The sequence below is a fragment of the Oceanobacter antarcticus genome (genome assembly GCF_044962685.1).
GTDB lineage: Bacteria > Pseudomonadota > Gammaproteobacteria > Pseudomonadales > Oceanobacteraceae > Oceanobacter > Oceanobacter antarcticus.
Genome location: NZ_JBBKTX010000003.1, coordinates 151,072 through 176,339, shown reverse-complemented (window position 1 = coordinate 176,339; position 25,268 = coordinate 151,072). Strand labels below are relative to the sequence as shown.

Genomic DNA, 25,268 nt, shown 5'->3' with positions numbered 1-25,268 from the left:
GATATTGCTGTTGCGGCTGTTGTCACAAATAGTCCGTTATCGGCTGTTATCTTGCTGCTGTTTTGATACTACATAGTGCTGCTTCCAGCCCTTGAGAGGCGGGACAGTAGCGCGGTCAGGAGTTATACTCCGGGCCTGATTTTTCTGGCAATGACGAGAATTATGGAACAGGTGTTCGAATTTATTGGTAACCACTGGTGGCTGGTGGCTATCTGGGGCGCATTTATGGCGGCCCTGTTGCTTGACAACAAACATCGTAGCGGCGCTTCGGTTTCTCCGGCTCAGGCGACCCAATTAATTAATCGTGAAGACGCGATTGTCGTTGATATTCGGGATAAAAAAGAGTTCAGCGGTGGCCATCTGGCCAATGCCCGCAACATTCCGTTTGCCGAGCTGGCCAAGCGGATGAACGAGCTGAATGCCCATAAAGACCATCCGATTGTATTGGTGTGCAAAACCGGTACGACGGTGTCGGTGGCAGCCAAGATGCTCAAGGAAAAAGGCTTCAACACCGTACGTCTTGCCGGCGGCATGATGGAGTGGAGTGCACAGAACCTTCCGGTAGTACGTAAATAACCCAGGAAATACTTATGTCTGAGAATCAACAACCACAGTTTGCTCTGCAACGTGTATACGTCAAAGACGCTTCGATCGAAGTGCCCAACGCGCCAATTGTGTTTACCAAAGAGTGGAAGCCAGAAATCAAGCTGGATCTGAACACCGGTGCCCGTCGTGTCGACGACAGCCATTTTGAGGTGTTTGTCAAAGTAACCGCAACCGCAAAACTGGCGGATGACGAAACGGCTTTTCTGGTCGAAGTCATGCAGTGTGGCCTGTTCCTGGCCGACAATATTCCAGAAGAACAACTGAAGCCGATGATGGGTGCCATGTGCCCGAACATCCTGTTTCCATACCTGCGTGAGTCGGTTGACGGACTGGTACTGAAAGGTGGTTTCCCGGCGTTGATGCTGGCACCGATCAACTTCGATGCCCTGTTTGCCCAGCGTATGCAGCAGGAAGCTGAACAGGCTGCAGCTGAAACCGCACCGGAAGCAACTCATTAAACATTGGTTTTAAGCAATGTTTTTGCTGAGTGGTTTGACCGATAGAACGCCTGGCTTGTGCCGGGCGTTTTTTGTTGATCAGGGACAGGCTGCGTCAAATAATTGAGAACGCTCCCTGATTATTGAGTGTTGTTGAGTACAAGGTTCCGGTTTTATTTTAGACGCCTTGAAATGTTATATATCCGGGAAGCCATACAGATCTCCAATCAACAGGGTGCCGAAGCTCTGCTGATCGGAGGTCAGAGTGTTCGCTAAAGGAGTACCTCGAATAAACCCGCAGCTCCCATGCCACCACCAATACACATGGTGACTACGACGTAGCGGACGCCACGACGACGTCCTTCGATCAGGGCATGGCCAACCAGCCGTGAACCCGTCACCCCATAGGGGTGGCCAACGGCAATGGCACCACCGTTGACGTTCAGACGATCAGCCGGAATCCCCAGACGTTCCTGGCAGTACAGTACCTGTACGGCAAAAGCTTCGTTGAGCTCCCACAGACCAATGTCGTCAACCGTCAAACCTGCTTTGGCGAGCAGTTTCGGAATGGCGAACACCGGGCCAATGCCCATTTCATCCGGCTCACAGCCACTGACCTGGAAGCCACGATAAATCCCCATTGGCTTCAGACCCTTGCTTTTTGCCAGATCGCTGTTCATCACCACACAAGCTGAGGCACCATCGGAAAGTTGGCTGGCATTCCCGGCGGTAACCGTGCCGCTGGGTTTGACCGTGCGAATGCTGGCGACGGTTTCCAGAGTTGTACCGGGACGAATGCCTTCGTCACGATCGACAGTGACGGTACGGGTCGCGACCTGACCATCGGGCAAACTGACGGCCATGGTGGTTGTGATTGGTACGATTTCTTTGTCAAAACGGCCATCGATCTGTGCCTGAGTGGCCAGTTGCTGACTGCGGGCACCGTATTCATCCTGACGTTCACGGCTGATGCCGTAACGCTTGGCGACCACTTCTGCGGTGTCGAGCATACCCCAGTAAACCGCAGGCTGATGTTCGGACAGCCAAGGTTCTTCTTGGTTGAAGGTATTGGTGTGCGATTGCACCAATGTGATGGATTCAACACCTCCGGCAACGTAGACATCGCCTTCTCCGGCGACAATACGTTGTGCTGCCATGGCAATGGATTGCAGTCCGGTAGAGCAGAAGCGGTTGATGGTCAAGCCGGCGGTGGTGACCGGACAGCCGGCTCGCAGGGCAATCAGGCGAGCCATATTCATGCCTGCCGGACCTTCGAGAAAGGAGCTGCCGAAAATTACATCTTCAACGTCTTTATGCTCAATCCCGGCGCGCTGGATCGCATGGTCAACAACGTGAGCACCCAGAGTCACCGGATGAGTCATGTTGAAACTGCCGCGAAATGATTTGGCCAGCCCGGTACGGGCAGTGGATACAATAACGGCGTCAGTCATACAGCCTCCGGTGCTTGAACGTTAAAAAGGGACTCTCCACTAGCCGCAAGACGGCTTAATAGCGGGGCCGGACTCCAGAAATCATCAGCTTTCTGATAGGTGGGGCCGTTGGCAAAACGGCTCATAGTGGTTAATACATCAACCAGGCCACGCTGTTGTGCCTGGAACATAGGGCCACCGCGCCAGGTCGGGAAGCCGTAACCGGCGGTATAAACCACATCAATATCGGAAGCCCGCTGAGCGATACCTTCTTCCAGAATACGGGCACCCTCATTGACCAGAGCCAGTGACAGGCGTCCGACAATTTCTTCATCGCTGATAAAACGGCGTTGTAATCCCAGTCGTGCTGATTCAGCAATAACGGCTGAGTTGACTTCTTCACTGGGCACCGGAGCGCGTTGACCAGGGATATAGTCGTACCAGCCACGGCCAACTTTCTGGCCAAAACGCCCCATGGCCTCGACTTCAATAAAACAGCGCGAATACACCAGCTGAGGATGATTGGAGAGGTGTTGCTCACGGATTTTGCCACCCAAGTCGTTGCCTGCCATATCACACATGCGGAAAGGACCCATGGCCATCCCCCATTTTTCCATAGCGCTGTCAATTTGTTGAGGCAGAGCACCTTCATCCAGCAGCATACCGGCCTGCATCAGGTAGGGTTGCAGCATGCGGTTGCCAATAAACCCCTCACAAACGCCGGAAACCACGGAGGTTTTGCCTATCTTCTTGCCCAGTGTCAGTACGGTTGCCATGACTTTCGCAGAGGTGAGGTCGCCCTGAACAATTTCCAGCAATTTCATAATGTGTGCGGGGCTGAAGAAGTGCAGGCCGACAACGCTTTGCGGACGCCTGGTGAATTGGGCAATCCGGTTGACGTCTAGCATGGAGGTGTTGGTGGCGAGAATCGCTTCGGGTTTGGCGATGGCATCCAGGCGTTCGAACACCTGGCACTTGACTGCTATGTCTTCAAAAACAGCCTCGATAATCAGGTCACAGTCAGAGACAGCGCTGTAATCGGTTGCGCCGGAAATCAGGGCGGTGTTGGCTGCGGCTTTTTCTGCACTCAACTTGCCACGTTTGGCAGAGCCTTCGTAGTGATCACGAATGGTGGTCAGTGCCCGTGCCAGAGCGGTGTCATCGCGTTCAACCAATACCACTGGAATACCGGCGTTGGCCATGGCCATGGCAATGCCGGTACCCATGGTGCCACCACCAATAACGGCCGTTGTGTTCAGCGGCAGGGGCTTGACCTGTTGTGCTTTGCCGGGTGGGGTCAACGCCTTGCGTTCGGCCAGGAAAACATGGCGCAACCCTTCAAATTGAGGGCTGTTGCGCAAGTTGCGGAAGGTATTGGATTCCTGTTCCTGACCCCTGTGAAAGGATTTCAGGGTGGCTGCCTCGACACAGTCAACACAGTCCAGTGGTGCAGTTGATGCGCCGGGTTGCAGTCGCAGAGTGCTGCGTGTATAGGCAAAAAAAGCCTGGGCATTGTCCATATTGCACGGCCGTTTGCCGGTACGGGAAATAGTGCCGGCTGTAGCCAGAGTGGCGGCGAGCGTGATCGCTTGTGCTTCGACGTCGTCCGTTGTGACTGCGTCAAACAGACCACTCCCTGCCAGGGTGTCGGCACGGAAGGTACGACCGCTTAGGATCATATTGAGGGCTTTTTCCGGGCCCGTCAGGCGCGGCAAGCGCTGGGTGCCACCGGCACCGGGAACCAGGCCAAGGTGTACTTCGGGCAGGCCAACCTGGGTTGCACAGTGGGCCACCCGAGCGTGACAGGCCAGTGCCAGTTCCAGTCCGCCACCCAGTGCCATGCCGTGCAGGGCAGCAACAACCGGTTTGTGACTGGCTTCAATGTGGTCGTGGAGTGCGCGGGGAGACGGTTCCTGATCATTATCAGGTTGGTCAAACTCGGTAATATCACCACCGGCACTGAAACCCCGGCCAGCGCCTTTCAGCACAATGGCATTGACTTGGCTGTCTGACTGAGCTGCAAACAGGGCATTATCCAGATGGCGACGGAGTGGTAACCCTAGCGTGTTCAGCGGCGGCCGATCCAGTGTAATAACTGCTACGCCGTCTGTTACTTGATACAAACTCATATTTTATTGTCCTTATGGTCTGTGAGTTATTTCAGTCAATTACGTTTTCACCCTGGTGTGGTTAATTCAATCGCAATATGTAACTTTAACCGAGTCTAATTTGTGAGGTGTGTCTATGACCCCCTCTTTGTGAGTGGTACGAGTTTTACTGCCATTCAGAGGCCCCGAGTGGGTACCGGATTAAATGGATGGTGCTTTGACTGCTCGAAACTACTGTGCCAAAAGTCAACTGGAATGCTCATTTTTTATTAATAAGCTTATTTTTTATTAATCTTTCCTTGCCTTTTATATTTATCGCTTGCTCTGTTCGTAGATTTTCTCTTCCGCTTCAAACCATTACTGTGCTTTTGGGTGGTAATTATTCAGCCCAAGGAATCTTATATCTTATTTATATATCCATAATACTGGAGAATCCTACGTTTAATTTAAAGGTACTGGAATTAATTTTTATACTTATTTTTAAGTTCTGAGAGAGGATTTTATTGCTTTATTTTAATTTACATCTTAAATAATAAACTCTGGCTTTGATTGATTCTATGATCATTATATTGATATTCCGAAGGGTGCCCCCTCTTTCGTGGGGGGGGCTTTGATGTGAGTGCCGTTTAATCTGTCCACGCTGGTCTGGAATGACAGCCCCTATTTGGTCATTTGTCCAAAAGAATGCTCTCGATATTTCGGGGGGCTACGGTGGAAAAGGTTGGCTGGCAGTATCTCTGTATGTTTGCCTGTCAGCCTTGCATGAGTGGCAATCAGATAAAAATAAGAGGAAGCGCACATGAGTATTCACGTCCAGGTTCCACTGCCCGTTGTCGGGTTGTCCGGATTTGATATCAATCTTACCGAAGAAGAGAAAGGCATTCAGGAAGTCCTGCATCGCTTTGCCCGTGATGTGATGCGTCCTCTTGGTCGTGAAATCGACAGCATGCCTGCAGAAGCAGCCTATTTACCAGGTTCACCTTTCTGGATCTTCCACGCTGAAATGATGAAGTTGGGCCTGGGTCCGGAAGCGATGGCAGGAATGTCGTCAGCAGAAGCTGCGCGCATGGAAGGCATCATCATTGAAGAACTGGCCTGGGGTGATGCTGGTCTGGCAGTGTCAACCGGTGCAGGTGGGCTGCCACTGGAAATGGCCCGTGCCAGTGGTAATCAGGAGCTAATCGACCTGTGTGAAGGCAAGCTCGGTTGCTGGTGTGCAACCCAACCGGATCGGGGATCTGATGGTCTTATTCTCTACCCTGAAGAGCGTCATCCTGGCTCTCGGGGTAACAAGGGAAATTTGCAAGCTACCTTCCGTGGTGACGAGATCATTATTAACGGCCAAACCTCGGCCTGGGTCTCCAATGGGCCGGTCGCCCAGGTTGCACTGGTGGATGTCGTTGCCGACTACGGCAGTGGTTTTTACGATGAAAATGGCAACACCTACGGCTGTAATGTGATTGTTCCTCTGGATATTCAGGGTGTTTCTCGTGGCAAGCCACTGGAGAAGCTGGGCAAGCGTTCGCTGCCTCAAGGTGAAATATATTTTGATAATGTCCGCGTGCCAGCCCGTTTTGCGGTGGCAACACGTGATGACTATGATCTGAAACATGCCTATGCCTGGGCGCAAGCTGGTACCGCAATGAGCCATATTGCTTCCGGTTTGGCCCGTGCTGCTTTTGAACTGGCTCTGGCTTATATTCACGAGCGTAAGCAGGGTGGTACTGTTCTGGCATCGCATCAGCTGACGCAATATCGCATCGGTGGTATCGGCACCAAGGTTGAGGCTATTCGAGCCATGGCTCGACATGTTGCCAACTACACCAAATGTTCACCGCGCCCTCATCCTTATTTTACGGCGTCTGGCAAGGCATTTACCTGCAGCGAAATGTTCATCGTTGTAAATGAATCACTGCAGCTTTTTGGTGGCAATGGTCTTACTCGTGAATATCCGATTGAAAAGTTGATGCGTGATGCCCGTGCAATGCAAATTGAGGATGGTGAAAATAGCATTCTACAAATGCATTATGGTCATTTGTTAAGCTGTCTTTACCAGCAAGAAGGCTGGGGTAACGCCTGATTTCCCGGGTTCTGCATTTAATACGATAATAAAAAGAGGAAAATACCTTGAATTCTGAATATCCCGTTGTCGTCTATGGGGCCAGTGGTTATACCGGTCGCCTGATTATGGAACACTTGCGTGATCTCGCTGTTCCTTTTATTGCTGCCGGGCGTAATGCCAAACGTATTGAGGAGTCTTTGCGTCTGGTGCCCGGTATTGAAAATGCTGTTTATAAAATAGTTGAGGTTGACCATACTGTTGAAGATCTTACCCGGTTGTTAACCGGCTGCAAGGTTATTTGTAATACGGTTGGTCCTTTCATGCGTTATAACCTGGAAGTGGCAGAAGCCTGCTTGCGTGCCGGTGTTCATTATCTGGATACAACTGGTGAGCAGTCGGCCATTCTTCAATTGGATGAACACTTCGATAAAGAGTTTGAAAAAGCCGGTCTGGTGATGGTGCCTTCTACTGCCTATATGTATGGTCTGAGTGAGATTGGTGCTCGTTATTGTCTGGAAACACCGGGGGTCGATTCACTGCGTATGCATGGGATTGGCAACGCAGTACCAACTGTGGCGTCAGCACAAACGATTCTGGATGCCATTCGTCATCCGTCCTATTTCCTCAAGGACAACCAGCTGGTTCAGTACAAGGGCATTGAAAATGGCTTGGTCTGTACGCCGTCTGGCGAAGTCTTGGTGACATCCAATTGGGGCGGATCATCCAATCCTCTGTGGTTCAGAAAAGACGGTCGTGTCATTAACTGCAAGATGGATGTGGCGATCTGGAACCAGGAACTTTACAAGAAAGAACTGGAAATAGAGCGTGCCTATAAAGTGCAGCTGCAATGGTTGCCGGAAGAACATCTTATTCCGGTGCTGGATCAGTTGGCCAAAGATGTAACGCCAAGTTCACCTCCGCGTGAATCTCGTACCGTTCATCGTTCCATTGATACCTGTCTGGCAAGCGGTAATAACGTTGCTGTGAAAAGTACGATGTTTTCTACAGGTGGGTATTTGACAACTGGACTGATGCAGGCATATGGCGCACGACGATTGATCCATGAAACGCCGCGTGTAACCGGGTTGCGCTCACCCAGCGAAGTCTTTGGGCATCGTGAATTGATGGGTGCATTACAGAGCTGGGGATATGCCTCGATCAAGGTCGAACGGATCGTTGATCCAGGTACATCCTTCTAATCCCGTTTACAGAGGTAATCATTGTGAATTTCTCAACATTTTCCCTGAATCAGGAAGGCGCGCTCCTGCGAGTTACACTCGAAAATCCGCCAATCAATTTGATGAGCCTGAATATGGTCGAAGAGCTGTTTCAGCTTGCCGGGCGTTTGCATTCGGATCCGAGTGTCAAAGTGGTGCTGTTTGATAGTGCTGATCCAGACTTTTTTATTGCCCATTTTGATATCGAAGACATGGTAAAGGCCAATAGCGATCCATCCAAGGCCAGCAAGTATGCCGATATCAATGCCTTGCAGTCATTGGGATTGTCATGGAAAGCGCTGCCACAGATCACCATTGCCGAAGTGAATGGTTGCTGCCGTGGTGGTGGCCTGGAGTTTATTCTGGCGCTGGATATGCGCTTCGCAACGCTTGACTCTCGTTTTTGTTTCCCGGAAGCCAGTAGTGGTTTCCTGGCAGCTGGTGGTGGTGCAACGTTGACGGCATTGGCAGCAGGCCCAGCGCGGGCTCTGGAATTCCTGCTCAGTTCCCGTGATTTTAATGGTGAAGAAGCTGAACGTTATGGGCTACTCAATCGCGCACTGCCTGCCGCCGAGTTGGATGCCTATCTGGATGACCTGGTGAATCTGCTGTTAGCGCGTTCCACAAGTGTTATTGCCATGCACAAGGCCGTTTTGCAGACGGTTTACGCACCGATGGTTGAACCGGTATTTGCAGGGTTGGGGGCAGAAAACGACGGTATGCGTAAAGGTATGGACAGCGCTGAAATGCAGGCCTGCGTCGCAGCGGCATTGAACATGCCTTTAACACGCGAACAGGAACTGAATTTGCCCGCGACTCTGGCTGGCTTGAATAGCCAAATTTAACGGCTTGATGAGGTGAATATATGGCTATTACTGACTTTTTTGATCGTGGGCACAGCATAAACAAGCAAGCGACAGCCTTTGTTCTGGATGAACAACACTGGAGTTTCGATGATGCTTATGGAATCAGTTGTCAGGTAGCACAGGCCCTGGCCGGCTTGGGCTTGCCCAAGGAAACCAGAGCGGCCGTGTTGTCTGCCAACCATCCAGAGTCTTGGATGTGTGTGTTGGGCTTATGGCGTGCAGGTTTAGCCTGGGTGCCTCTGAATCCGCGCAGTAGCTTGCAAGATCATCAGCAATTACTGCAGGGTTTTGATGTTGAAGTACTGTTTTTTCAGGACGTTTTTTCACCACTGGTGGCGCAGCTACAGGCGCATTGCCCGCAGTTACAGCATCTGATTTGCCTGGATGGTGCGGTGGACGGTGCGGTATCGCTACCAGCGTGGATTGCCGATCAGCCACGAACACCGCCAGCAGTGACGGTTGATCCTGAAGATCTGGCAGCGGTAATGCCGACTGGTGGCACCACCGGTATTCCCAAGGGGGTGATGCTGAGTCATCGCAACCTGGGTGTTTCAATTGCATTCTCTATTATGAATAACCAGTACGAGGCGCAGGAACCGATCGTCAACCTGGCGGCAGCACCCATGACACATACGGCAGGATTCTTGTCTCTGCCAGCGTCAGCCCGCGGCGGTACAGTGGTTGTGCTGGCCAAGCCAGATCCAGCGGTCTTGCTGGAGACCATTGAGCGCCACAAGGTGACGGAATTTTTCCTGCCACCTACCGTGATTTACCGTCTGCTGGAAATACCCAACATCCGCGAACGAGACTTTTCGTCATTACGTTATTTTATGTATGGCGCAGCCCCGATGTCTGTGGAAAAGCTCAAGCAAGCGCTGTCAGTGTTTGGCCCAGTGATGCTGCAAGGCTACGGACAGACTGAGGCGCCCGGTGCTATCGCCTCTTTGCGCCCCGGTGATCATTTTGTTAATGGTGAAGTGGCCTCGGATGAGCGTCTGCGCGCGTGCGGCCGGCCCTCTGTACTGAACGCCTTGGCCATCTTGGATGATGAAGGTCGTCCTCTGGAGCAGGGTCAAAGTGGCCAGATTTGTGTGCGCGGCGATATCGTCATGAAAGGATATTACAACAAGCCGGAGGTGACAGCGGAAACCATCATCGACGGGTGGTTGCATACCGGAGACGTTGGGCATCTGGATGCGGAAGGGTTTCTTCATATCACTGACCGCAAGCGTGATGTGATTATCAGCGGCGGCTTTAACGTCTATCCGAGTGAAGTTGAACAGGTGTTATGGACACATCCTGCGGTTCTGGATTGTGCCGTGATTGGAGTGCCAGACGATAATTGGGGTGAAGCAGTCAAAGCTGTGATTGAACTCAAACCCGGTGGAGCAGTATCTGCTGAAGAGCTGATTGCCCTGTGCAAGGCCGAGCTGGGATCGGTCAAGGCACCGAAAACCGTTGATTTTATCGATCTGTTGCCACGCAGTGCGGTTGGCAAAGTGTTGAAGAAAGAGATTCGTGAAGCCTACTGGCGCACTGCCGAACGTCGTATCTAAAGGAGTATTCCATGGCCTCTACACAAGCATTGATTAATCGTCAGTGGATTCTGGCGAAACGTCCAGAAGGCGCAGTAAAACCGACGGATTTTATCTTCAACAAAGGTGAGCTACCAGTACCAGGCGACGGTGATGTATTGGTGCGCAGTCTGTATTTTGGCTATGACGCCAGTCAACGTATCTGGCTCACCGAAGATGGTGGCTATATGCCATCGATTCAGATTGGAGAGTCGATGCGGGCGGTGGGCATTGGTCAGGTGATCGAATCCTGTGATCCTGACTATGCGACAGGTGATCTGGTTGAAGGTTTTATGAGCTGGCAGGATTACCTGATTGTCCGTAACGATGGCCCAATGCCATTGAGGAAACTACCGAAAGCAAATTTTCCACTGTCGTGGAATCTGGGAATTTTCGGGGTTGGTGGGCTAACCGCATATTTTGGTGTTGTGGATGGCCTGCGTGTTCAGCCGGGTGACACTGTTGTGATCTCGGCAGCAACCGGGGCAACCGGTTCTCTGGCGGGTGCCATTGCACGAGCATTGGGAGCCCAAAAAGTGATTGGTATCGCCGGTGGTGCCGACAAATGCCAGTGGATTGTTGATAATGCCGGTTATGACGCGGCGATTGACTACAAGAATGAGGATATTGGCGAGCGACTGCAGGAACTGTGTCCGCAAGGTGTGAATGCCTATTTTGATAATGTCGGCGGCGATATGCTGGATACCCTGCTGTTGCATATGGCTCCCGAAGGCCGGGTGCTGATTTGTGGTGCCATGTCGTCGGGTTATACCGATGTCAAGCTGCAAGGGCCAAGCAATTATATGAGAATCTGCACGCATAAATTGACAGTCAGGGGCATGCATCTGTTCTTTTATAAAGATGAAATACCGGCGGCCGCTGCACAATTGGCCGCTTGGGTTGAAGAAGGAAAACTGCATGTGGAAGAAAATATTCATGAAGGCTTTGAAAAAGCGCCTGGATTATTACCAACCATTTTCAGTGGAAAACAACCTGGCAAATTGATTCTGAAAGTGGCGAATGCAAGCTGACCATAAATGATTGCTTCTGGGATGCTTGTTTGTAAGCGTTTCACTAAGCAACACTTTCAAGGCAGTAATATTCAAATGTTTCTGCCAGATTCTGTTTTTCCTGGTAGCGGATTTTTTCGACTATCCTGTGTTTGAGGTTGAAAGATTCTGATACTGAATTTTAATATCAGGGGTTGATGGCGTGGTACCTTGTTTGAATCAGCACTTGCCGTCAATATAATAAAGTTTTTTTATTTTTGTTGTGAGCTTTTTTATATTGACGGATTTTTTATTTTAAAAAATCGGGGATCCTATGAATTATGATAATAAAACGAAAGGTTCCGTTGTGGTTACCGGTGTCTCCACTGGCATTGGCAAGTCCATTGCTGAAGGGCTGATGCAATCGGGATTTCGAGTATTTGGCAGTGTTCGCAAACCTGCCGATGCCAGCGACCTGGTTTCTCGATATCAAGATCAATTTGTTCCATTAATCATGGATGTCTGTGATGCCTCTGCAGTAGAAGCCGCAGTGACGACAGTGAGTGATTATCTTGGCAGTGAATCTCTGTTTGCATTGATCAATAATGCTGGAATAAGTCTAAGCGGCCCGATTGTTTTTCAGCCGCTTGATGAAATTCGTAAAACGATGGAAGTGAACTTCTTTGCTGTAATCCGCGTAACACGCGCCTTTTTACCACTGCTCGGTATGACTGCCGAGAAGGTTGAGCGTCCTGGTCGTATTATCAATATTGGATCAGTTTCCGGGACGATGACAGCGCCCTTTATGAGTGCCTATTCAGCGTCCAAACATGCTGTAGAAGCGCTTGGTCAAGGATTTCGCCGTGAACTTATACCTTATGGTATCGAGGTCTCAACGATTGAGCCTGGATTTGTTCAAAGCAGTCTTTTTGAAAAGTCTCGGCAATCAATGAATGACCAGGATTATTCCCGCACTCCCTATCAGGAAATGTGGCAGCAATTCAATAAATCCCTTCCTGAACAGGAAAAAAATGCAATTCCGGCAAACAAGGTTAATGCCCTGGTTCTGCGAATATTGAAGGCAGAAAAGCCGCACCCACGTTATCCCATGCATCCGATCTGGTATGTTGCCCGATATTTGCCGGATCGCTTTTTTGATCGCCTGATTTTCAGGGCGATGGGGCTGGCCGGAATGATTGATCGTATCCGCAGCTGATTGTTTTCTCTGTATTGATGATGTCAGCATGGTCATGCTGGTTTTTGATATTTTTTCTGTTTTTTTGGGCAGGATTTTATTCGATAAAACGGCCCGCATAGTTTGCCGGTTTTGGCGCTTTGGGCTCAAAATATTGACTCGGTATTTACATGTAAAACCTGTACCCACTGTTGCTGCGGTGCTCAGTGATATACGTTTGAATCTGGTTGGACTGTGAGGAGATTATGAAAGTACTCGTAAGTATAAAGCGTGTTGTTGATTATAACGTCAAGGTGCGCGTCAAAAGTGATAACAGTGATATCGATTTGTCCAGTGTTAAAATGTCATTGAATCCGTTTTGCGAGATTGCGATTGAGGAGGCGGTGCGCCTGCGTGAAAATGGAGTTGCCAGCGAAGTAATAGTTGTTTCTGTTGGCACAAAAGCCGTTCAGGAGCAACTGCGTACGGCATTGGCATTGGGTGCTGACCGCGCGATCCAGATTGATACTGAAGAAGGGCTGGAGTCGCTGAATGTTGCCAAACTGCTGGCAAAACTGGTCGAGCGCGAGCAGCCAGGTCTGGTGTTGCTGGGCAAACAATCCATTGATGCGGATAACAATCAGACTGGCCAGATGCTGGCAGCGCTGACTGGACGGCCTCAAGCCACCTTTGCTTCGGTTGTAAAAATGGAGGCTGGCCGTGCTCTGGTAACACGCGAGATCGACGGCGGTCTGCAAACGCTGGCGCTTGAGTTACCAGCGATTGTAACCACCGATCTGCGTCTGAATGAACCCCGTTATGCCAAGCTGCCTGACATTATGAAGGCGAAAAAGAAACCATTGGAAGTTGTGCAGCCCAGTGATCTCGGTGTTGAGCTGAAACAGCATGTCCGACAGCTGCAAGTGGAGTCCCCGGATGTACGTCAGGCTGGTATTACGGTTGATAGCGTTGATGCGCTGATTGATAAATTGAAGAATGAGGCACAGGTAATCTGATGAATACGCTTGTTATCGCCACACATGACAATAATGAACTGAATCCATCAACCTTGAGTGCGGTGACCGCTGCAGCCCAAATTGGCGCAAACATCACCGTGCTGGTGGTAGGCCACGGCTGTGCCGGGGTTGCAGCACAGGCTTCAATGCTCTCCGGTGTATGCCGTGTACTGGTCGCTGATAACCCTGTTTTTCAGGTTCTGATTGCCGAATCGGTCGCCAGTCTGGTGGTTGGTCTGGCTTCCGGTTACAGCCACATCCTGGCGTCAGCCGATACCACCAGCAAGGACTATATGCCGCGTGCTGCAGCGTTGCTGGATGTTGCCCAGATTTCCGAAATTATCTCGATTGAAGGAAGTGACACCTTCAAACGTCCGATTTATGCCGGTAACGCAATCGCAACGGTGCAATCCTTTGATGCACTCAAGGTTATCACCGTGCGCAGCTCGGCGTTTGAGAAGGTTGGAGTGCAGGAAAACAGCGCACCGATTGATGTCATTTCCTTTGACGGTCTGCCGCTGCTGTCGACACTGGTCAGTGAAGAGAAAGTTATCTCTGATCGTCCGGAGCTGACGACTGCACGCATTATTGTATCCGGTGGTCGTGGTGTTGGATCGGCTGAGAATTTTGCTCTGATAGAATCACTGGCGGACAAGCTGGGTGCTGCTGTTGGTGCTTCCCGTGCTGCCGTTGATGCTGGTTTTGTCGGTAACGATCTACAAGTAGGTCAGACCGGAAAAATAGTGGCACCAGAGCTGTATATCGCTGTGGGGATTTCCGGTGCCATTCAGCATTTGGCCGGTATGAAAGAATCCAAAGTGATTGTGGCCATCAATAAGGATGCCGAAGCCCCTATTTTCCAAGTGGCTGATTACGGCCTGGTGGGGGATCTGTTCCAAGTGTTGCCTGAGTTTGCAGAAAAACTCTGATTGATGTTTGAGAGGCGAGTGACGCATGCGTGACGTGATTGAATTTGATGTGGTTATCGTTGGTTCTGGTCCCGCCGGACTGGCAACTGCTTGCCGCTTGATGCAACTGGCCAGTAACGCCGATAAGGAGTTGTCGGTTTGCGTGGTCGAAAAAGGCTCGGAAGTTGGCGCCCATATTCTGTCTGGAGCGGTTATTGAAACCCGTGCGCTGGATGAGCTGTTTCCGGATTGGCAGGCAATGGGTGCTCCTCTCAATACGGCGGTTACTGAAGATGAAATATATCTGCTGAACAGCGCTCAGGAAGCACGAAAAATCCCCGGATTTCTGGTGCCTAAAACTATGCACAACGATGGCAATTATATTGTCAGCCTGGGCAATCTGTGTCGCTGGCTGGGAGAACAGGCCGAAGCGCTGGGAGTATCGATTTTTCCCGGATTTACAGCTGCCGAGGTACTGTTTTATGACGATGGCTGTGTCAAGGGTGTGGCGACCGGTGATATGGGGATTGATGCCGATGGCAAACGTGGCCCTAATTTTACGGAAGGCATTGATCTTTACGGCAAATATACCGTGTTTGCCGAAGGTTGCCGTGGCCATCTGGGCAAGCAGCTGATCGACCAGTTTCAGCTGGATGCCAATGCGGATAACCAGCATTACGGTCTTGGGTTCAAAGAACTGTGGGATATCAATCCTGAATTGTCGAAGCCGGGTCTGGTTATTCATGGCTCGGGCTGGCCTCTTGATTACGACAGCTCCGGCGGCTTTTTTCTCTACCACCTGGAAAATAACCAGGCTGTTGTGGGGCTGATTGTTGATCTGAACTATCGCAACCCTTGGCTCAGTCCGTTTGATGAATTCCAGCGCCTTAAACATCACCCGGTTCTGTCCCAATATCTGGTAGGTGGCAAGCGTGTTTCCTATGGTGCCCGTGCCATTACCAAGGGGGGATTAAACTCTTTGCCGGGTATGGTGTTTCCGGGTGGGGTACTGGTTGGATGCAATGCCGGAACGCTGAATTTCAGCAAGATCAAGGGCACTCATACCGCCATGAAGTCGGGGATGATTGCGGCAGAGGCAATGGCTGAGGTCTTGCTGAATAATCCATCTGAAACTCGGGAGCTGGTCGATTATACCAGCAAGCTGAAGGCATCCTGGTTGTATGATGAATTGTATCGTTCACGCAATTTTGGTGCGGCCTTGCACAAGTTCGGTACTTTGGCCGGTGGTGCCTTTAACTGGGTCGACCAGAATCTGTTTGCGGGCAAAATTCCGATTACCTTGCATGATCGACAGCCGGATCATGCGTGCCTGAAACCGGCAGTGGAATGTGAAAAACTCCAATATCCGAAACCCGATAACCGCTTGAGTTTTGACAAGCTGTCGTCAGTATTTCTGTCGAATACCAATCATGCCGAAAACCAGCCATGCCATTTGCAACTGGCCGATCCGGCAATACCTCTGGGTAGTAATTTCTCTCTTTATGCTGAACCGGCGCAGCGTTTTTGCCCGGCTGGCGTGTATGAAATTATTGAGGAGGCCAATAGTCCGGTATTTCAGATCAATGCGCAAAATTGTATCCACTGCAAAACCTGTGATATCAAGGATCCGGCCCAGAATATTACTTGGGTTACTCCTGAAGGCAGTGGTGGACCGAATTATCCCAATATGTGAAGAGGTTTATTATTACCTTTTAAGTGCATCTAAAACTGTAGTGAGTGATGAAAGGGCAAGGCAAAAATCAACGAAAAAGGCGTGATAAATAAGCATTTAGAGTCGATTTTTAACACCGTCATTTCGACCACAGTAATTGATAGGGGATATCTATTTAATCCTGCCCGGCTCTGCGCGAGTGTTGCCGTTGTTCAGGGCAAGGCGGCGAATGCCGCGCAATGACGCGTCCTTTTCACATTCGTCAACACCGCACTGGACGGCGGCAACCCGCGCCCTGCGGGGGCTGCCGGATGATTTCGACTCTGTGTCGCCGACGTTTGACGTGACCCGTCAGGCCTGCAAGTCGGTTTCGTGCTTCGAAACCCTCCGGTAGCCCAGAGTGAGCACCGGATTAAATATGTCCCCTTTTGGCGCTGGTCTCTGTTAATCGGTATTGATCAGGCCCAGCATACGAGCGCGTGCAACGGCGTGTTTGCGGCTGCTGGCGTCCAGCTTGCTGAACAGGTTTTTCAAGTGCCATTTCACCGTTTGCTCGCCAATATCCATGGCTCGTGCAATCTCCTTGTTACTGAAATTGCGGTTTAGTAGAGCGAGGATTTCCCGCTCTTTTTGAGTCAGCAGAGCTGCTCCCAGAACGATCGGGTCTTGCTGGAATAACAGGTCATTTTTTGTTGGCTGATCAACCAATGCCATTTGTGTTGCAGGCAACATTTTGTATTCCTCATCAGCAGCGGTGCGGATAAGTCTCGTCATACCACCAGACACTGCATGGCTAACAACTTCATCGTATACGGATCGTGCGTTGGCCTTGTGTTGACGCTTCATAACCTTGGCGCGAATGAAACCGGCTTCTACCGATTCTCCACCACGTTTTAATTTGGAGGCCAGTAGTGTTGCGGATTCGGCGGCTACCAGCGCGGCATCGGTGTCATCGGCAGCAAGGGAAGAGTAGGCGCGAGCCAGCTGTGAATACAGCGCCATTAAGGGAATAAATGGCTTTGCAATTTGTGATTGATGAGTCTGAATCAGCAAGTCGAGTTCATTACTCAGTGCCTGTGCAGCGCCAGCCCGACCGTATTTCGAGTGCAGTTTTACCAGTTCCAGTAACGCGGTTGCTCTTACTCTGGGTAGTCTGCGTGTTTCTCCGATCGCCTGCAGGGACTCCAGTATGTTGAGAGCCTGATCCTGACGTTTCTCTTGTTCCGCAAGGCCGGCCAAAACTTTATAGGCTGAGATTAGTGTGTCAGGGAGTCCGCTACGTTCCAGTACAATCAGACGTCCTGCCAGGATGGCTCCCAGATTATCGGGTTGGTCGTTTTCCCAGGCAGCAAGAGCTAACCCGGCTGCAATCATTGAGGCGACAGGAGAGCGTCTATCCATATTTTCTTCTGCCTGTGCGAGTGCAGGCCGTAAACATTGCACTGCCAATGCATAACGCCCTTCCCATATATGGCTTAAACCATTGGCTAAATCTGCATGACCATAGGACACCGGTGAGAAGGCCTGTGTCCTGTCAATTTCGGCAATTCTGGCAAAGTCATGTCGTGCCTGGTGGGGCTGTCCATGATAGAGGCTGGAACAACCCTTGATGATCAAGTGAATGGGAATGGAGTTAATTTGTACTTCGTGCGGAAGTTCTGGCCATTTGTTCATATGATCCTGCAGAAGATCAACATGGTCGGCAAATGCGGCAACAGTTGCACAGATGAGATCTGTTTCAAACTGCTCTGAGAGAGAGGCATCTGGCAGGGAAAGAATCAGCTCAATCAAGGGTTTTGCTTCTTCATGGCGCTCGCTCATGGCCAATGCCCAGGCTAATGGAACCCAAAAACTGGGGTGACGTTTTACGGTTTCCAAGGAAAGACGCTGATACCAGGACAGAATAACGTTACTGCGGCCTTGGACTGTCATGTGCTGGCTGTGGCTTTTGATCAGAGCGATGGCACTATCCATGTCACCTGCAAGAAATGATTGTTCGGCTGCTTCTTCGTAAAGATCGTGCTGGGCATACCAGAGACTGGCTTGCAAGGCCATGGCTTGTCTGACGCTCGCAGGAAGCTTTAGCAAGCGTTCGCGCAAGACTTCTCGTGCCGCTGCATGTAGGCGCATCCAATCACTTCCTTCTGCCTGCACCAGGAACGGGGTCTCCTCCTGAAGCCGCAGAATGTCTTGAGAGAAGGCTGCGTTTCCCAGAACATCGGTACACATGGCCGGATGGAAAACATCCAGTTGTGCCAGGCGTGCTAGCAGTTCAACGGTTTCAGCTGACTGGTGGTCGATCAGATGATTGACGAAATAGCGATGGATATCGGAGGTTGCGGACTCCAGCAACCCATCCAGATCGCTATTACGTTGCAGGGCAGCAACAACCAGCTGAACGCCCAGCGGCCAACCTTCTGTAAGCTCGTGCAGTTTGACTCCAGATTCCGGATTGTCGTGGTTGCCTTGAACTGAGAATAGGATAGCGAGTGTTTCTGTGAGCGAAAAACGCAGATCCGACACTGTGATACGAGTGGCATAACAGGTGCTGAGTACCGGGTTGGGGAGCAGCGTGCCTTCTGACCGTGCTGCAAACACAAGATGCAGATTGGCAGGTGCATTTTTTAACAGTTGGGTCAGGGTCTGTTTGCGGGAGGCATGGGGAAGCTGATCGGCCTCGTCAAGGAGTAGCAACACTTCTATTGACAGTTTTGCTATTTCGGCCAGCCAGGCGGTTGTTGCTTCCTCGGCGTCGTTGCAGGCATCAAGCCATTGCAAAAACACATCAGAAAAACCGAGTTTCCCACACTGAGTGTGAGCGGCGTAAGAGAGGCCTTTTATCAGGCGCAGAGGAGTGTCATAGCTGTCCAGACTGTACCAGAAGGTCAGGCTTCCTTGAGCCAGTGCATCTCTCCGCCATTGGCTCAACAGTGACGTTTTACCGAAACCTGTTGGTGCCGTAATGATAGTGGCCGCTGTGCCGGTCAAGAGCATGCGACCGAGTTTCAGCCGATCACGTTCCAGGAATCCTCGCGTGATTCGTGGGGGGGTCGATTTGAGCAAAAATGCGGTGTTTGAGTTCGTTCCACTTTTTGCCACTCCAGTTTTGCGAGTGGCGGCAGTGCTAACCGACTTTGTTTTCACTATTTGACATCTCGTTGCTTGGCAGCGTCGAGCAAAACCGGGCAATTTATTCCCCAGGCTCAGGACATCTGGTCGCAGTCTTCGGACAGGCACTCCTGACCAGAATCACACTGCAAACGACGTATAGACCGTTTTCTCCGAGATGTCTGCATTCTGGTATGCGTTGCAGGTAAACGCTGGCCGTTATTATTATTTTACTATCTGATTAGTTACTGGGCGTGGTTTTTAACCTATGTCAGCAACATTCTGATATCTAACCTAACATACTGTGCTGCAACTTAGAAGCAACTTAAAAACTGGTATAAAGCAGTTTTTTAGGTCTTCCACCCCCCTGCCCACTCTTCTATGGGGGGGTGTCATTTTCATGAAGCGGATAGTGTAATCGGGATTGTTTCAGTCGATGTATTGCAGCTTATTTACGTTTGGTCACTGAACCTCGGTACAGCTCTTAAAAGTTACATGGAAATATAAAAAAAATGAGCAACTCTATATATATCGTCGGCGTTGGTATGACCCAGTTCGGGCGCCATATTGAAAGATCTCTGGAGTCGTTAGCCAGGGAAGCTCTGGATATGGCTCTGAAGGATGCCAATGCTGCGAAGATCGATATTGGACAAGTATTCTATTCTGGTGTTACTCAGGCGATATTGCAGGGTCAAACTGCTGTGCCGGGTGAAATTCTTCTGGGCAAGTTAGGTATTGCAGGTGTGCCGACCTGGAATATTGAGAATGCCTGTTGTTCCGGTACCAGCGCTTTCCAGTTGGCGGTGCAAGCGCTCAAGGCCAGTCAATGCGACGTGGCATTAGCCATTGGTGCCGAGAAGATGAACATAGAAGACAAACGTCGTGCACTGTCCCTGTTCGAAGGTGGGTGGGATGTGTTGACGGCACAGGAAAGTGAAGCACGTTTACTGGCTTTGGGTGTGGGTGTTGAAGTTCCTGAAGGCAGTGAGTCTGATCGCCCTTATAGTCGGTTTATGGCGATTTATGCTGCGATGTGCCGTTTCTGGATGAAGAATTTCGGCACTACCCAGAGACAGATTGCAGCGGTTTCATCCAAAAATCATATGCACTCCGTACACAATCCTTTTTCGCAATATCGCAAACCGTTTTCAATTGATGAGGTGCTGGCTGCGGCTCCGATTACTTACCCGTTAACTATCCCCATGTGCTCGCCTTTATCGGATGGCGCTGCGGCCGTTATTGTGTGCTCGGAAGCCGGTTTGAAGAAACTCGGCGTTGATCGTAGCAGGGCTATTCGGGTTGCTGCGACATCAATTACGACGGCTACTGATCGGGCAGCTGATGCCTTTGAGCAGGCTGTTTGCCGCCGAGCGGCACAAGCAGCTTATGAACAGGCAGGTATTGGCCCGGAAGACGTTTCTGTTGCTGAAGTACATGATGCCAGTGCAATGGGGGAAATAATGGCCGTTGAATATCTGGGGCTGACTCCAATGGGTGGTGGCGGTGCGGCAGCGGAAGCCGGTGAATTATCGGTTGGAGGGCGAGTTCCGGTTAATCCATCAGGTGGACTTGAATCCAAGGGGCATCCGATTGGTGCAACAGGACTAGGGCAGATTTTTGAGCTGGTTACCCAATTACGAGGAGAAGCTGGAGGACGTCAAGTCGAAGGAGCCAAAGTGGCATTGCAGGAAAATGGCGGTGGCCAGATTGGTTATGAAGAAGCGGTTGTAACGGTAAATATTTTTACCCGTTAAAAAATATACTAATGACCATGTTGGGCGGCCGTGCTACGGCTGTCTGGGGTTATGGTTGTCTCCAATAAATATAAGAGAAGACAGCAGATGAATAAGACCGGAACGGTAGTACGTGCTATTGTCGGGGATCAGTGGTATAGGGTTGAGTCGCGCTCAGTGATCATGGCCATATCCTTTTTAACTGCCGCTGGCAGTGTCAATGCAATACCTATTGATGTAGGTAGTTCAGATTTTAATGTGCGTTGGGATAATACGGCTAAATATAACTACGCCCATCGTGTTGAAAGCCAAGATGATAATATTCTGGCGAGTGTTAATAATGATGATGGTGACAGAAACTTTGACAAAGGCATGGTTTCAAATCGTGTCGATATTTTGTCTGAGTTCGATGTTATTTATCGCAGAAAATATGGTTTCCGCATCAGTGCTGCGGCTTGGTATGATGATGCCTATCGCAATCTTGATGGTGGCACTTCGCCAACTTCCAACCATCTTGAAAACGGTGTGCCAGCTTCAGGGCTCAGCAGCGAGTCGGAAGAAGGGCATAAAGGCGCGTCCGCTGAAGTGCTGGATGCGTTTCTATTCGGCCGTGTTGATATCGGAGATACACCGGTCAATATCAAGGTTGGTCGTCACACGGTCTCTTGGGGAGAGTCCATTTTCTCACCATTCCATGGAGTTGGATACGGACAAGCAGCTCTCGATTTGCGCAAGCTGGCATCCGTTCCTGGCACTGAAGCCAAAGAATTGCTGATTCCGCGTAATGCCATATCGGCACAGGCTCAGGTCAGTCAGGAGCTGTCGATAGCAGCCCAGTATTTTCTTGATTGGGACTCCTTTCGTGTACCGGAAAGCGGCTCCTATCTCGGTCAGTACGATATGATGCTGGACGGTGGTGAAACATTGATTACCGGGCCCGGCACGTATTATTACAAGGGTAAGGATGTTACTCCGGGCACAAGCGGTGACTGGGGTATTTCCAGCCGCTGGCGGCCTGAATGGCTGTCTGGGTCACTGGGTTTCTATGCTCGTAATACCTCTGATATACAGCCACAACTGCACATTGATCCAGTTGCCGAAAAATATTATCTGGTTTATCCAGATGACATCCGCCTTTATGGACTGAGTCTTTCCAACGCAGTCTCCGATTTTAGTCTTGGCATGGATCTTAATTACCGTACCAATATGCCGCTGAACAGCGACGCGGTGCTTATTCTTCCGGCGCCTGCTGCAGCGGTTACTCCTGGAGCAATCACTTCTTTGCCGTCTTCCGGTGATACCGGTGGTGCACGGGGTGATACCGTACATGCGGTTGTGAACCTGCTGGGTAGTATGACGACCAACGCCGCATTTGACGAAGCGACTTGGCTGGCTGAACTGCAGTATAACCGCTGGAACAAGGTCACCCAGGGTGAAGATGTGTTTTTGGGTCGTGATTCCTATTCCGGTATCGACAAGGTCTCCAAAAATTTTGTTGGTTTGACTCTCAATATCACACCAACCTGGTTTCAGGCTCTGCCTGGTATCGACCTGAAAATGCCTATTAACTATGCCGTTGGTCTTTCCGGTAATTCGGCAGTGGCGACCGGTGGCAATGAAGGTGCTGGTAGTTATTCTGTTGGTGTCTCCGCCGATGTCTATCAGCGTTATCAGCTTGATTTGAAATATGTGGACTTCTTTGGTCCATACCGCAGGGATACTGCTACTGGAACAATTACATCCAATGGTCTTAACCCTCTTTTGCGGGATCGCGGGTTTCTGGCATTTACATTCAAGACAACATTCTAATAACAAAATAAAGGCTTGTTATGAAATTCAAAAAAGCTGTATTGGGCTGTTTAATGACAGCCCTGCTGACTCCCCAGGTGTATGCTGCCGTTGCGGCTGACAAGGCGGCACAACTCGGTTCGGTACTGACAGACATTGGCGCTGAAAAAGCCGGTAATGCGGATGGCAGTATTCCTGAATATAATGGAGGGTTAAAAACCCCGCCGCCACAATACAACAAGGGAAGCGGTGTTCGCCCCGATCCTTTTGCCGATGAAAAACCATTGGTATCAATTACTGCTGCCAATATGTCTGCCTATGATTCAAAACTGACTATGGCGACAAAAGAATTACTCAAGCGTTTTCCGGATACCTTTCGGGTTGATTTGTATCCGACTCACCGTACTGCCGCATTTCCAGAGTATGTGATCGATAACACCAAAAAGAATGCTACCAGTGCGGTAACAACAGATGGTGGCTTGGGTTTGAAGAATGCCTATCCTGGTTATCCATTTCCAATTCCTCAAAATGGTTATGAGGTTATGTGGAACCATTTGCTGCGTTTTGTTGGAGTGGCCGTTGAGGGGAAATATGATACGATCAATGTTGATTTGAACGGTCAGGCGACGTTGGCAACTACCGGTATTATTCGGCAGGAATTTCCGATCTATGACCCTGCCAAAGAAGGGATGATCAAGGAAGACGATACTTTTACACGTTTGACTATTCATTACACCGCGCCAGCCCGTCGTGCTGGTGAATCAATAATGAGTATGGATTTTGTTAACTCAGACAAGCATCCTCGCCGTGCCTGGCAATATCTTCCAGGGCAGCGTCGGGTCAAGCTGGCCCCCAGTATATCATATGACACTCCCAATCCTGGTACTGCCGGAATGTCTACCTATGATGATACTTGGACATTTAATGGTGCAATGGATCGATTCAATTTTAAACTGATTGGGAAAAAGGAATTAATTGTTCCTTATAATTCCTATAAGCTTGTATATGAATCAAAAGGTGAAGATGTTATTCAAGAAAAGCATCTGAATCCAGACACTGTTCGCTGGGAATTACACCGTGTTTGGGTCGTTGAGGCAACTCTGAAGCCGGGTAAGCGCCATATCTATAGCAAACGTATTTTCTATGTTGATGAGGATAGCTGGGTTGCGCTGACTTCGGATCAATACGATGCTCGTGATCAGTTATATCGTGCAGGATTTTCATTCTACACCACCTCTTATGAAATACCTGCTCCACAGGTGGATACCATGGTTGTTTATGATTTCGTCGCTGGCTCCTACAGCCTGACAGGGGCTAATACTGGCCCATATGGCGGAAATGTCCAGGTTCCGCTGCTGCCAGATAGAGATTGGTCTCCGGATGCGCTTGCCGGTGCCGGTGTTCGTTAACGATTATTTCTACAGTCACCGAATCAGTGACAGTTGTTTCGGTGACTGTTATAGGGAAACGTATATGAATGTTCGAAAATTGAATCGGTTGGTTATGGCATTGGCAGCTGTTGTGGCCGTTTCAATATCACCGGCTGTGATGGCTAATGATTATAATGGTGCTAATACCGGAAAGTTTAGTGACCCTCTGGATTCACCCTCCCAGCTCAGTGAACATGTAGCACAATCACTTTTAATGGCAATTACACGGGCTGGAGAACGTTTGGTTGCGGTCGGGCAACGTGGTCATATCATCTATTCCGATGATCAGGGCCGCTCCTGGGTTCAGGCCGCCGTGCCGGTCAGTTCAGACCTGACCTCCGTGCATTTTGTGAATAAAAACAGTGGTTGGGCTGTTGGTCACGATGGTGTGATTTTGCACAGCCAGGATGGTGGCCAACATTGGAGCAAGCAGCTGGATGGACGACAGGCCAATCATCTGTTACTTAATGGTATGGCTCCACTGCGAATGAGGATGCTGCAAGACCCGCGTGTGGATGAGTTGATGTCTGAAGTTCTCCGCTTTAACAAGGATGGCCCGGATAAACCATTTCTGGACGTCTGGTTTGCGGATGAAAACCATGGTTATGCTGTTGGTGCCTATAATCTGATTTTTCGTACCGAGGATGGTGGTCAGAATTGGATATCCCTGTTTGATAAAACCGATAATCCCGGTTTTTATCACCTTAATGCTGTGACTGGCTGGGATAACGAAATATATATCGCCGGAGAGCAGGGTTTGCTTTTGCGATATGACGCCGAGTCGCAACGTTTTGTTGCGTTGGATACGCCTTATATCGGCAGTTTCTTTGCCCTTGCTCATTCAGACCACAGTCTTGTGGCATTTGGTATGAGAGGCAACATCTATCGTTCGGTGAATGAAGGGGAAACCTGGCAGAGATCCAAGTCTGAAACTGAGGCTGGATTTTCAGATGTTGTAGTTCTCGATAATGGTTATATGGTGGCGGTCAGTCAGGCTGGACAGGTTTTACTCAGCAAGGATATGGGAGTGTCATTCAAATTGCTCAATGTTCAGGCTTCCATGCCATATTCCAGTATTACAGTTGCTGGCGATTATAGTGTTGCCATTACCGGTACTCGTGGTGTTCAGATAGTACGTCTGCCCTGATCT

Annotated in this window: 19 protein-coding genes; 16 read left to right on the top strand and 3 right to left on the bottom strand. The window is 50.1% G+C overall.

Translation table 11 applies throughout. The features are described 5' to 3' along the window. Window positions 1-150: 150 nt before the first annotated feature. Both WG929_RS03715 and secB read left to right on the top strand, forming a co-directional pair. Complete coding sequence (locus WG929_RS03715) at window positions 151-576, top strand: rhodanese-like domain-containing protein (protein ID WP_369855219.1); 426 nt, start codon at window positions 151-153, stop codon at window positions 574-576. Between the two features lie 14 nt (window positions 577-590). After that, on the top strand, window positions 591-1,064 hold the full coding sequence (gene secB / locus WG929_RS03710) for a protein-export chaperone SecB (RefSeq protein WP_369855218.1): 474 nt from the start codon (window positions 591-593) through the stop codon (window positions 1,062-1,064). A gap of 251 nt (window positions 1,065-1,315) precedes the next feature. On the opposite strand, the gene WG929_RS03705 is transcribed toward secB, so the two are convergent. Beyond that, window positions 1,316-2,494: an acetyl-CoA C-acyltransferase gene (locus tag WG929_RS03705; protein ID WP_416204958.1), complete on the bottom strand. Its 1,179-nt coding sequence runs from the start codon at window positions 2,492-2,494 to the stop codon at window positions 1,316-1,318. Further along, window positions 2,491-4,602 carry a 3-hydroxyacyl-CoA dehydrogenase NAD-binding domain-containing protein gene (locus WG929_RS03700; protein ID WP_416204957.1) on the bottom strand — a complete coding sequence of 704 codons (2,112 nt, stop codon included), beginning with the start codon at window positions 4,600-4,602 and terminating at the stop codon, window positions 2,491-2,493. Before WG929_RS03700 ends, WG929_RS03705 begins: the two co-directional genes overlap by 4 nt. Window positions 4,603-5,380: 778 nt before the next feature. Here WG929_RS03700 and WG929_RS03695 point away from each other — a divergent pair. The 10 genes from WG929_RS03695 to WG929_RS03650 all read left to right on the top strand — a co-directional run bounded on the left by WG929_RS03695 (window position 5,381) and on the right by WG929_RS03650 (window position 16,453). Further along, on the top strand, window positions 5,381-6,661 hold the full coding sequence (locus tag WG929_RS03695; protein ID WP_416204956.1) for an acyl-CoA dehydrogenase family protein: 1,281 nt from the start codon (window positions 5,381-5,383) through the stop codon (window positions 6,659-6,661). 47 nt (window positions 6,662-6,708) lie between these two features. After that, window positions 6,709-7,842, top strand: a complete 1,134-nt coding sequence (locus WG929_RS03690) for a saccharopine dehydrogenase family protein (protein WP_416204955.1) — start codon at window positions 6,709-6,711, stop codon at window positions 7,840-7,842. 23 nt (window positions 7,843-7,865) lie between these two features. Then, window positions 7,866-8,705, top strand: coding sequence for an enoyl-CoA hydratase/isomerase family protein (locus tag WG929_RS03685; protein ID WP_416204954.1), 840 nt, complete (start codon window positions 7,866-7,868; stop codon window positions 8,703-8,705). 20 nt (window positions 8,706-8,725) lie between these two features. Then, window positions 8,726-10,282, top strand: a complete 1,557-nt coding sequence (locus tag WG929_RS03680; protein WP_416204953.1) for an AMP-binding protein — start codon at window positions 8,726-8,728, stop codon at window positions 10,280-10,282. 11 nt (window positions 10,283-10,293) lie between these two features. Beyond that, a complete protein-coding gene (locus WG929_RS03675) occupies window positions 10,294-11,331 on the top strand; it encodes an NADP-dependent oxidoreductase (protein ID WP_416204952.1) in 1,038 nt (345 codons plus the stop codon). A 292-nt stretch (window positions 11,332-11,623) separates the two neighbouring features. Continuing rightward, complete coding sequence (locus WG929_RS03670) at window positions 11,624-12,505, top strand: SDR family oxidoreductase (protein WP_416204951.1); 882 nt, start codon at window positions 11,624-11,626, stop codon at window positions 12,503-12,505. A gap of 224 nt (window positions 12,506-12,729) precedes the next feature. Beyond that, a complete protein-coding gene (locus tag WG929_RS03665) occupies window positions 12,730-13,479 on the top strand; it encodes an electron transfer flavoprotein subunit beta/FixA family protein (RefSeq protein ID WP_416204950.1) in 750 nt (249 codons plus the stop codon). Beyond that, entirely contained in the window at window positions 13,479-14,408 is a 930-nt protein-coding gene (locus WG929_RS03660) for an electron transfer flavoprotein subunit alpha/FixB family protein (RefSeq protein ID WP_416204949.1), read from the top strand. Before WG929_RS03665 ends, WG929_RS03660 begins: the two co-directional genes overlap by 1 nt. A gap of 25 nt (window positions 14,409-14,433) precedes the next feature. Beyond that, window positions 14,434-16,080 (top strand): electron transfer flavoprotein-ubiquinone oxidoreductase, encoded by a 1,647-nt coding sequence (locus tag WG929_RS03655; RefSeq protein WP_416204948.1) that lies wholly within the window; start codon window positions 14,434-14,436, stop codon window positions 16,078-16,080. Between the two features lie 208 nt (window positions 16,081-16,288). Continuing rightward, window positions 16,289-16,453, top strand: coding sequence for a hypothetical protein (locus WG929_RS03650; protein ID WP_416204947.1), 165 nt, complete (start codon window positions 16,289-16,291; stop codon window positions 16,451-16,453). A gap of 50 nt (window positions 16,454-16,503) precedes the next feature. Here the strand turns inward: WG929_RS03650 and WG929_RS03645 are convergent, their stop codons facing one another. Beyond that, window positions 16,504-19,053: a helix-turn-helix transcriptional regulator gene (locus WG929_RS03645; RefSeq protein WP_416204946.1), complete on the bottom strand. Its 2,550-nt coding sequence runs from the start codon at window positions 19,051-19,053 to the stop codon at window positions 16,504-16,506. 626 nt (window positions 19,054-19,679) lie between these two features. On the opposite strand from WG929_RS03645, the gene WG929_RS03640 reads away from it, so the two are divergent. From WG929_RS03640 to WG929_RS03625, 4 genes are all read left to right on the top strand, one after another. Beyond that, a complete protein-coding gene (locus tag WG929_RS03640) occupies window positions 19,680-20,921 on the top strand; it encodes a thiolase family protein (RefSeq protein WP_416204945.1) in 1,242 nt (413 codons plus the stop codon). Between the two features lie 87 nt (window positions 20,922-21,008). After that, a complete protein-coding gene (locus WG929_RS03635) occupies window positions 21,009-22,709 on the top strand; it encodes a DUF1302 domain-containing protein (protein WP_416204944.1) in 1,701 nt (566 codons plus the stop codon). A 20-nt stretch (window positions 22,710-22,729) separates the two neighbouring features. Further along, window positions 22,730-24,097, top strand: a complete 1,368-nt coding sequence (locus WG929_RS03630; RefSeq protein ID WP_416204943.1) for a DUF1329 domain-containing protein — start codon at window positions 22,730-22,732, stop codon at window positions 24,095-24,097. A gap of 64 nt (window positions 24,098-24,161) precedes the next feature. Then, a complete protein-coding gene (locus WG929_RS03625; protein WP_416204942.1) occupies window positions 24,162-25,265 on the top strand; it encodes a WD40/YVTN/BNR-like repeat-containing protein in 1,104 nt (367 codons plus the stop codon). Window positions 25,266-25,268: the final 3 nt, after the last annotated feature.

Bases quoted from the DNA above. Each gene is read 5' to 3' on its own strand.
- WG929_RS03715 (WP_369855219.1), top strand. From the start codon at position 151: ATGACGAGAATTATGGAACAGGTGTTCGAATTTATTGGTAACCACTGG.
- WG929_RS03675 (WP_416204952.1), top strand. From the start codon at position 10,294: ATGGCCTCTACACAAGCATTGATTAATCGTCAGTGGATTCTGGCGAAA.
- WG929_RS03645 (WP_416204946.1), bottom strand. From the start codon at position 19,053: ATGCTCTTGACCGGCACAGCGGCCACTATCATTACGGCACCAACAGGT.
- WG929_RS03630 (WP_416204943.1), top strand. From the start codon at position 22,730: ATGAAATTCAAAAAAGCTGTATTGGGCTGTTTAATGACAGCCCTGCTG.
- WG929_RS03635 (WP_416204944.1), top strand. From the start codon at position 21,009: ATGAATAAGACCGGAACGGTAGTACGTGCTATTGTCGGGGATCAGTGG.
- WG929_RS03670 (WP_416204951.1), top strand. From the start codon at position 11,624: ATGAATTATGATAATAAAACGAAAGGTTCCGTTGTGGTTACCGGTGTC.
- WG929_RS03640 (WP_416204945.1), top strand. From the start codon at position 19,680: ATGAGCAACTCTATATATATCGTCGGCGTTGGTATGACCCAGTTCGGG.
- WG929_RS03625 (WP_416204942.1), top strand. From the start codon at position 24,162: ATGAATGTTCGAAAATTGAATCGGTTGGTTATGGCATTGGCAGCTGTT.
- WG929_RS03650 (WP_416204947.1), top strand. From the start codon at position 16,289: ATGCCGCGCAATGACGCGTCCTTTTCACATTCGTCAACACCGCACTGG.
- WG929_RS03655 (WP_416204948.1), top strand. From the start codon at position 14,434: ATGCGTGACGTGATTGAATTTGATGTGGTTATCGTTGGTTCTGGTCCC.
- secB (WP_369855218.1), top strand. From the start codon at position 591: ATGTCTGAGAATCAACAACCACAGTTTGCTCTGCAACGTGTATACGTC.
- WG929_RS03665 (WP_416204950.1), top strand. From the start codon at position 12,730: ATGAAAGTACTCGTAAGTATAAAGCGTGTTGTTGATTATAACGTCAAG.
- WG929_RS03680 (WP_416204953.1), top strand. From the start codon at position 8,726: ATGGCTATTACTGACTTTTTTGATCGTGGGCACAGCATAAACAAGCAA.
- WG929_RS03695 (WP_416204956.1), top strand. From the start codon at position 5,381: ATGAGTATTCACGTCCAGGTTCCACTGCCCGTTGTCGGGTTGTCCGGA.
- WG929_RS03660 (WP_416204949.1), top strand. From the start codon at position 13,479: ATGAATACGCTTGTTATCGCCACACATGACAATAATGAACTGAATCCA.
- WG929_RS03705 (WP_416204958.1), bottom strand. From the start codon at position 2,494: ATGACTGACGCCGTTATTGTATCCACTGCCCGTACCGGGCTGGCCAAA.
- WG929_RS03700 (WP_416204957.1), bottom strand. From the start codon at position 4,602: ATGAGTTTGTATCAAGTAACAGACGGCGTAGCAGTTATTACACTGGAT.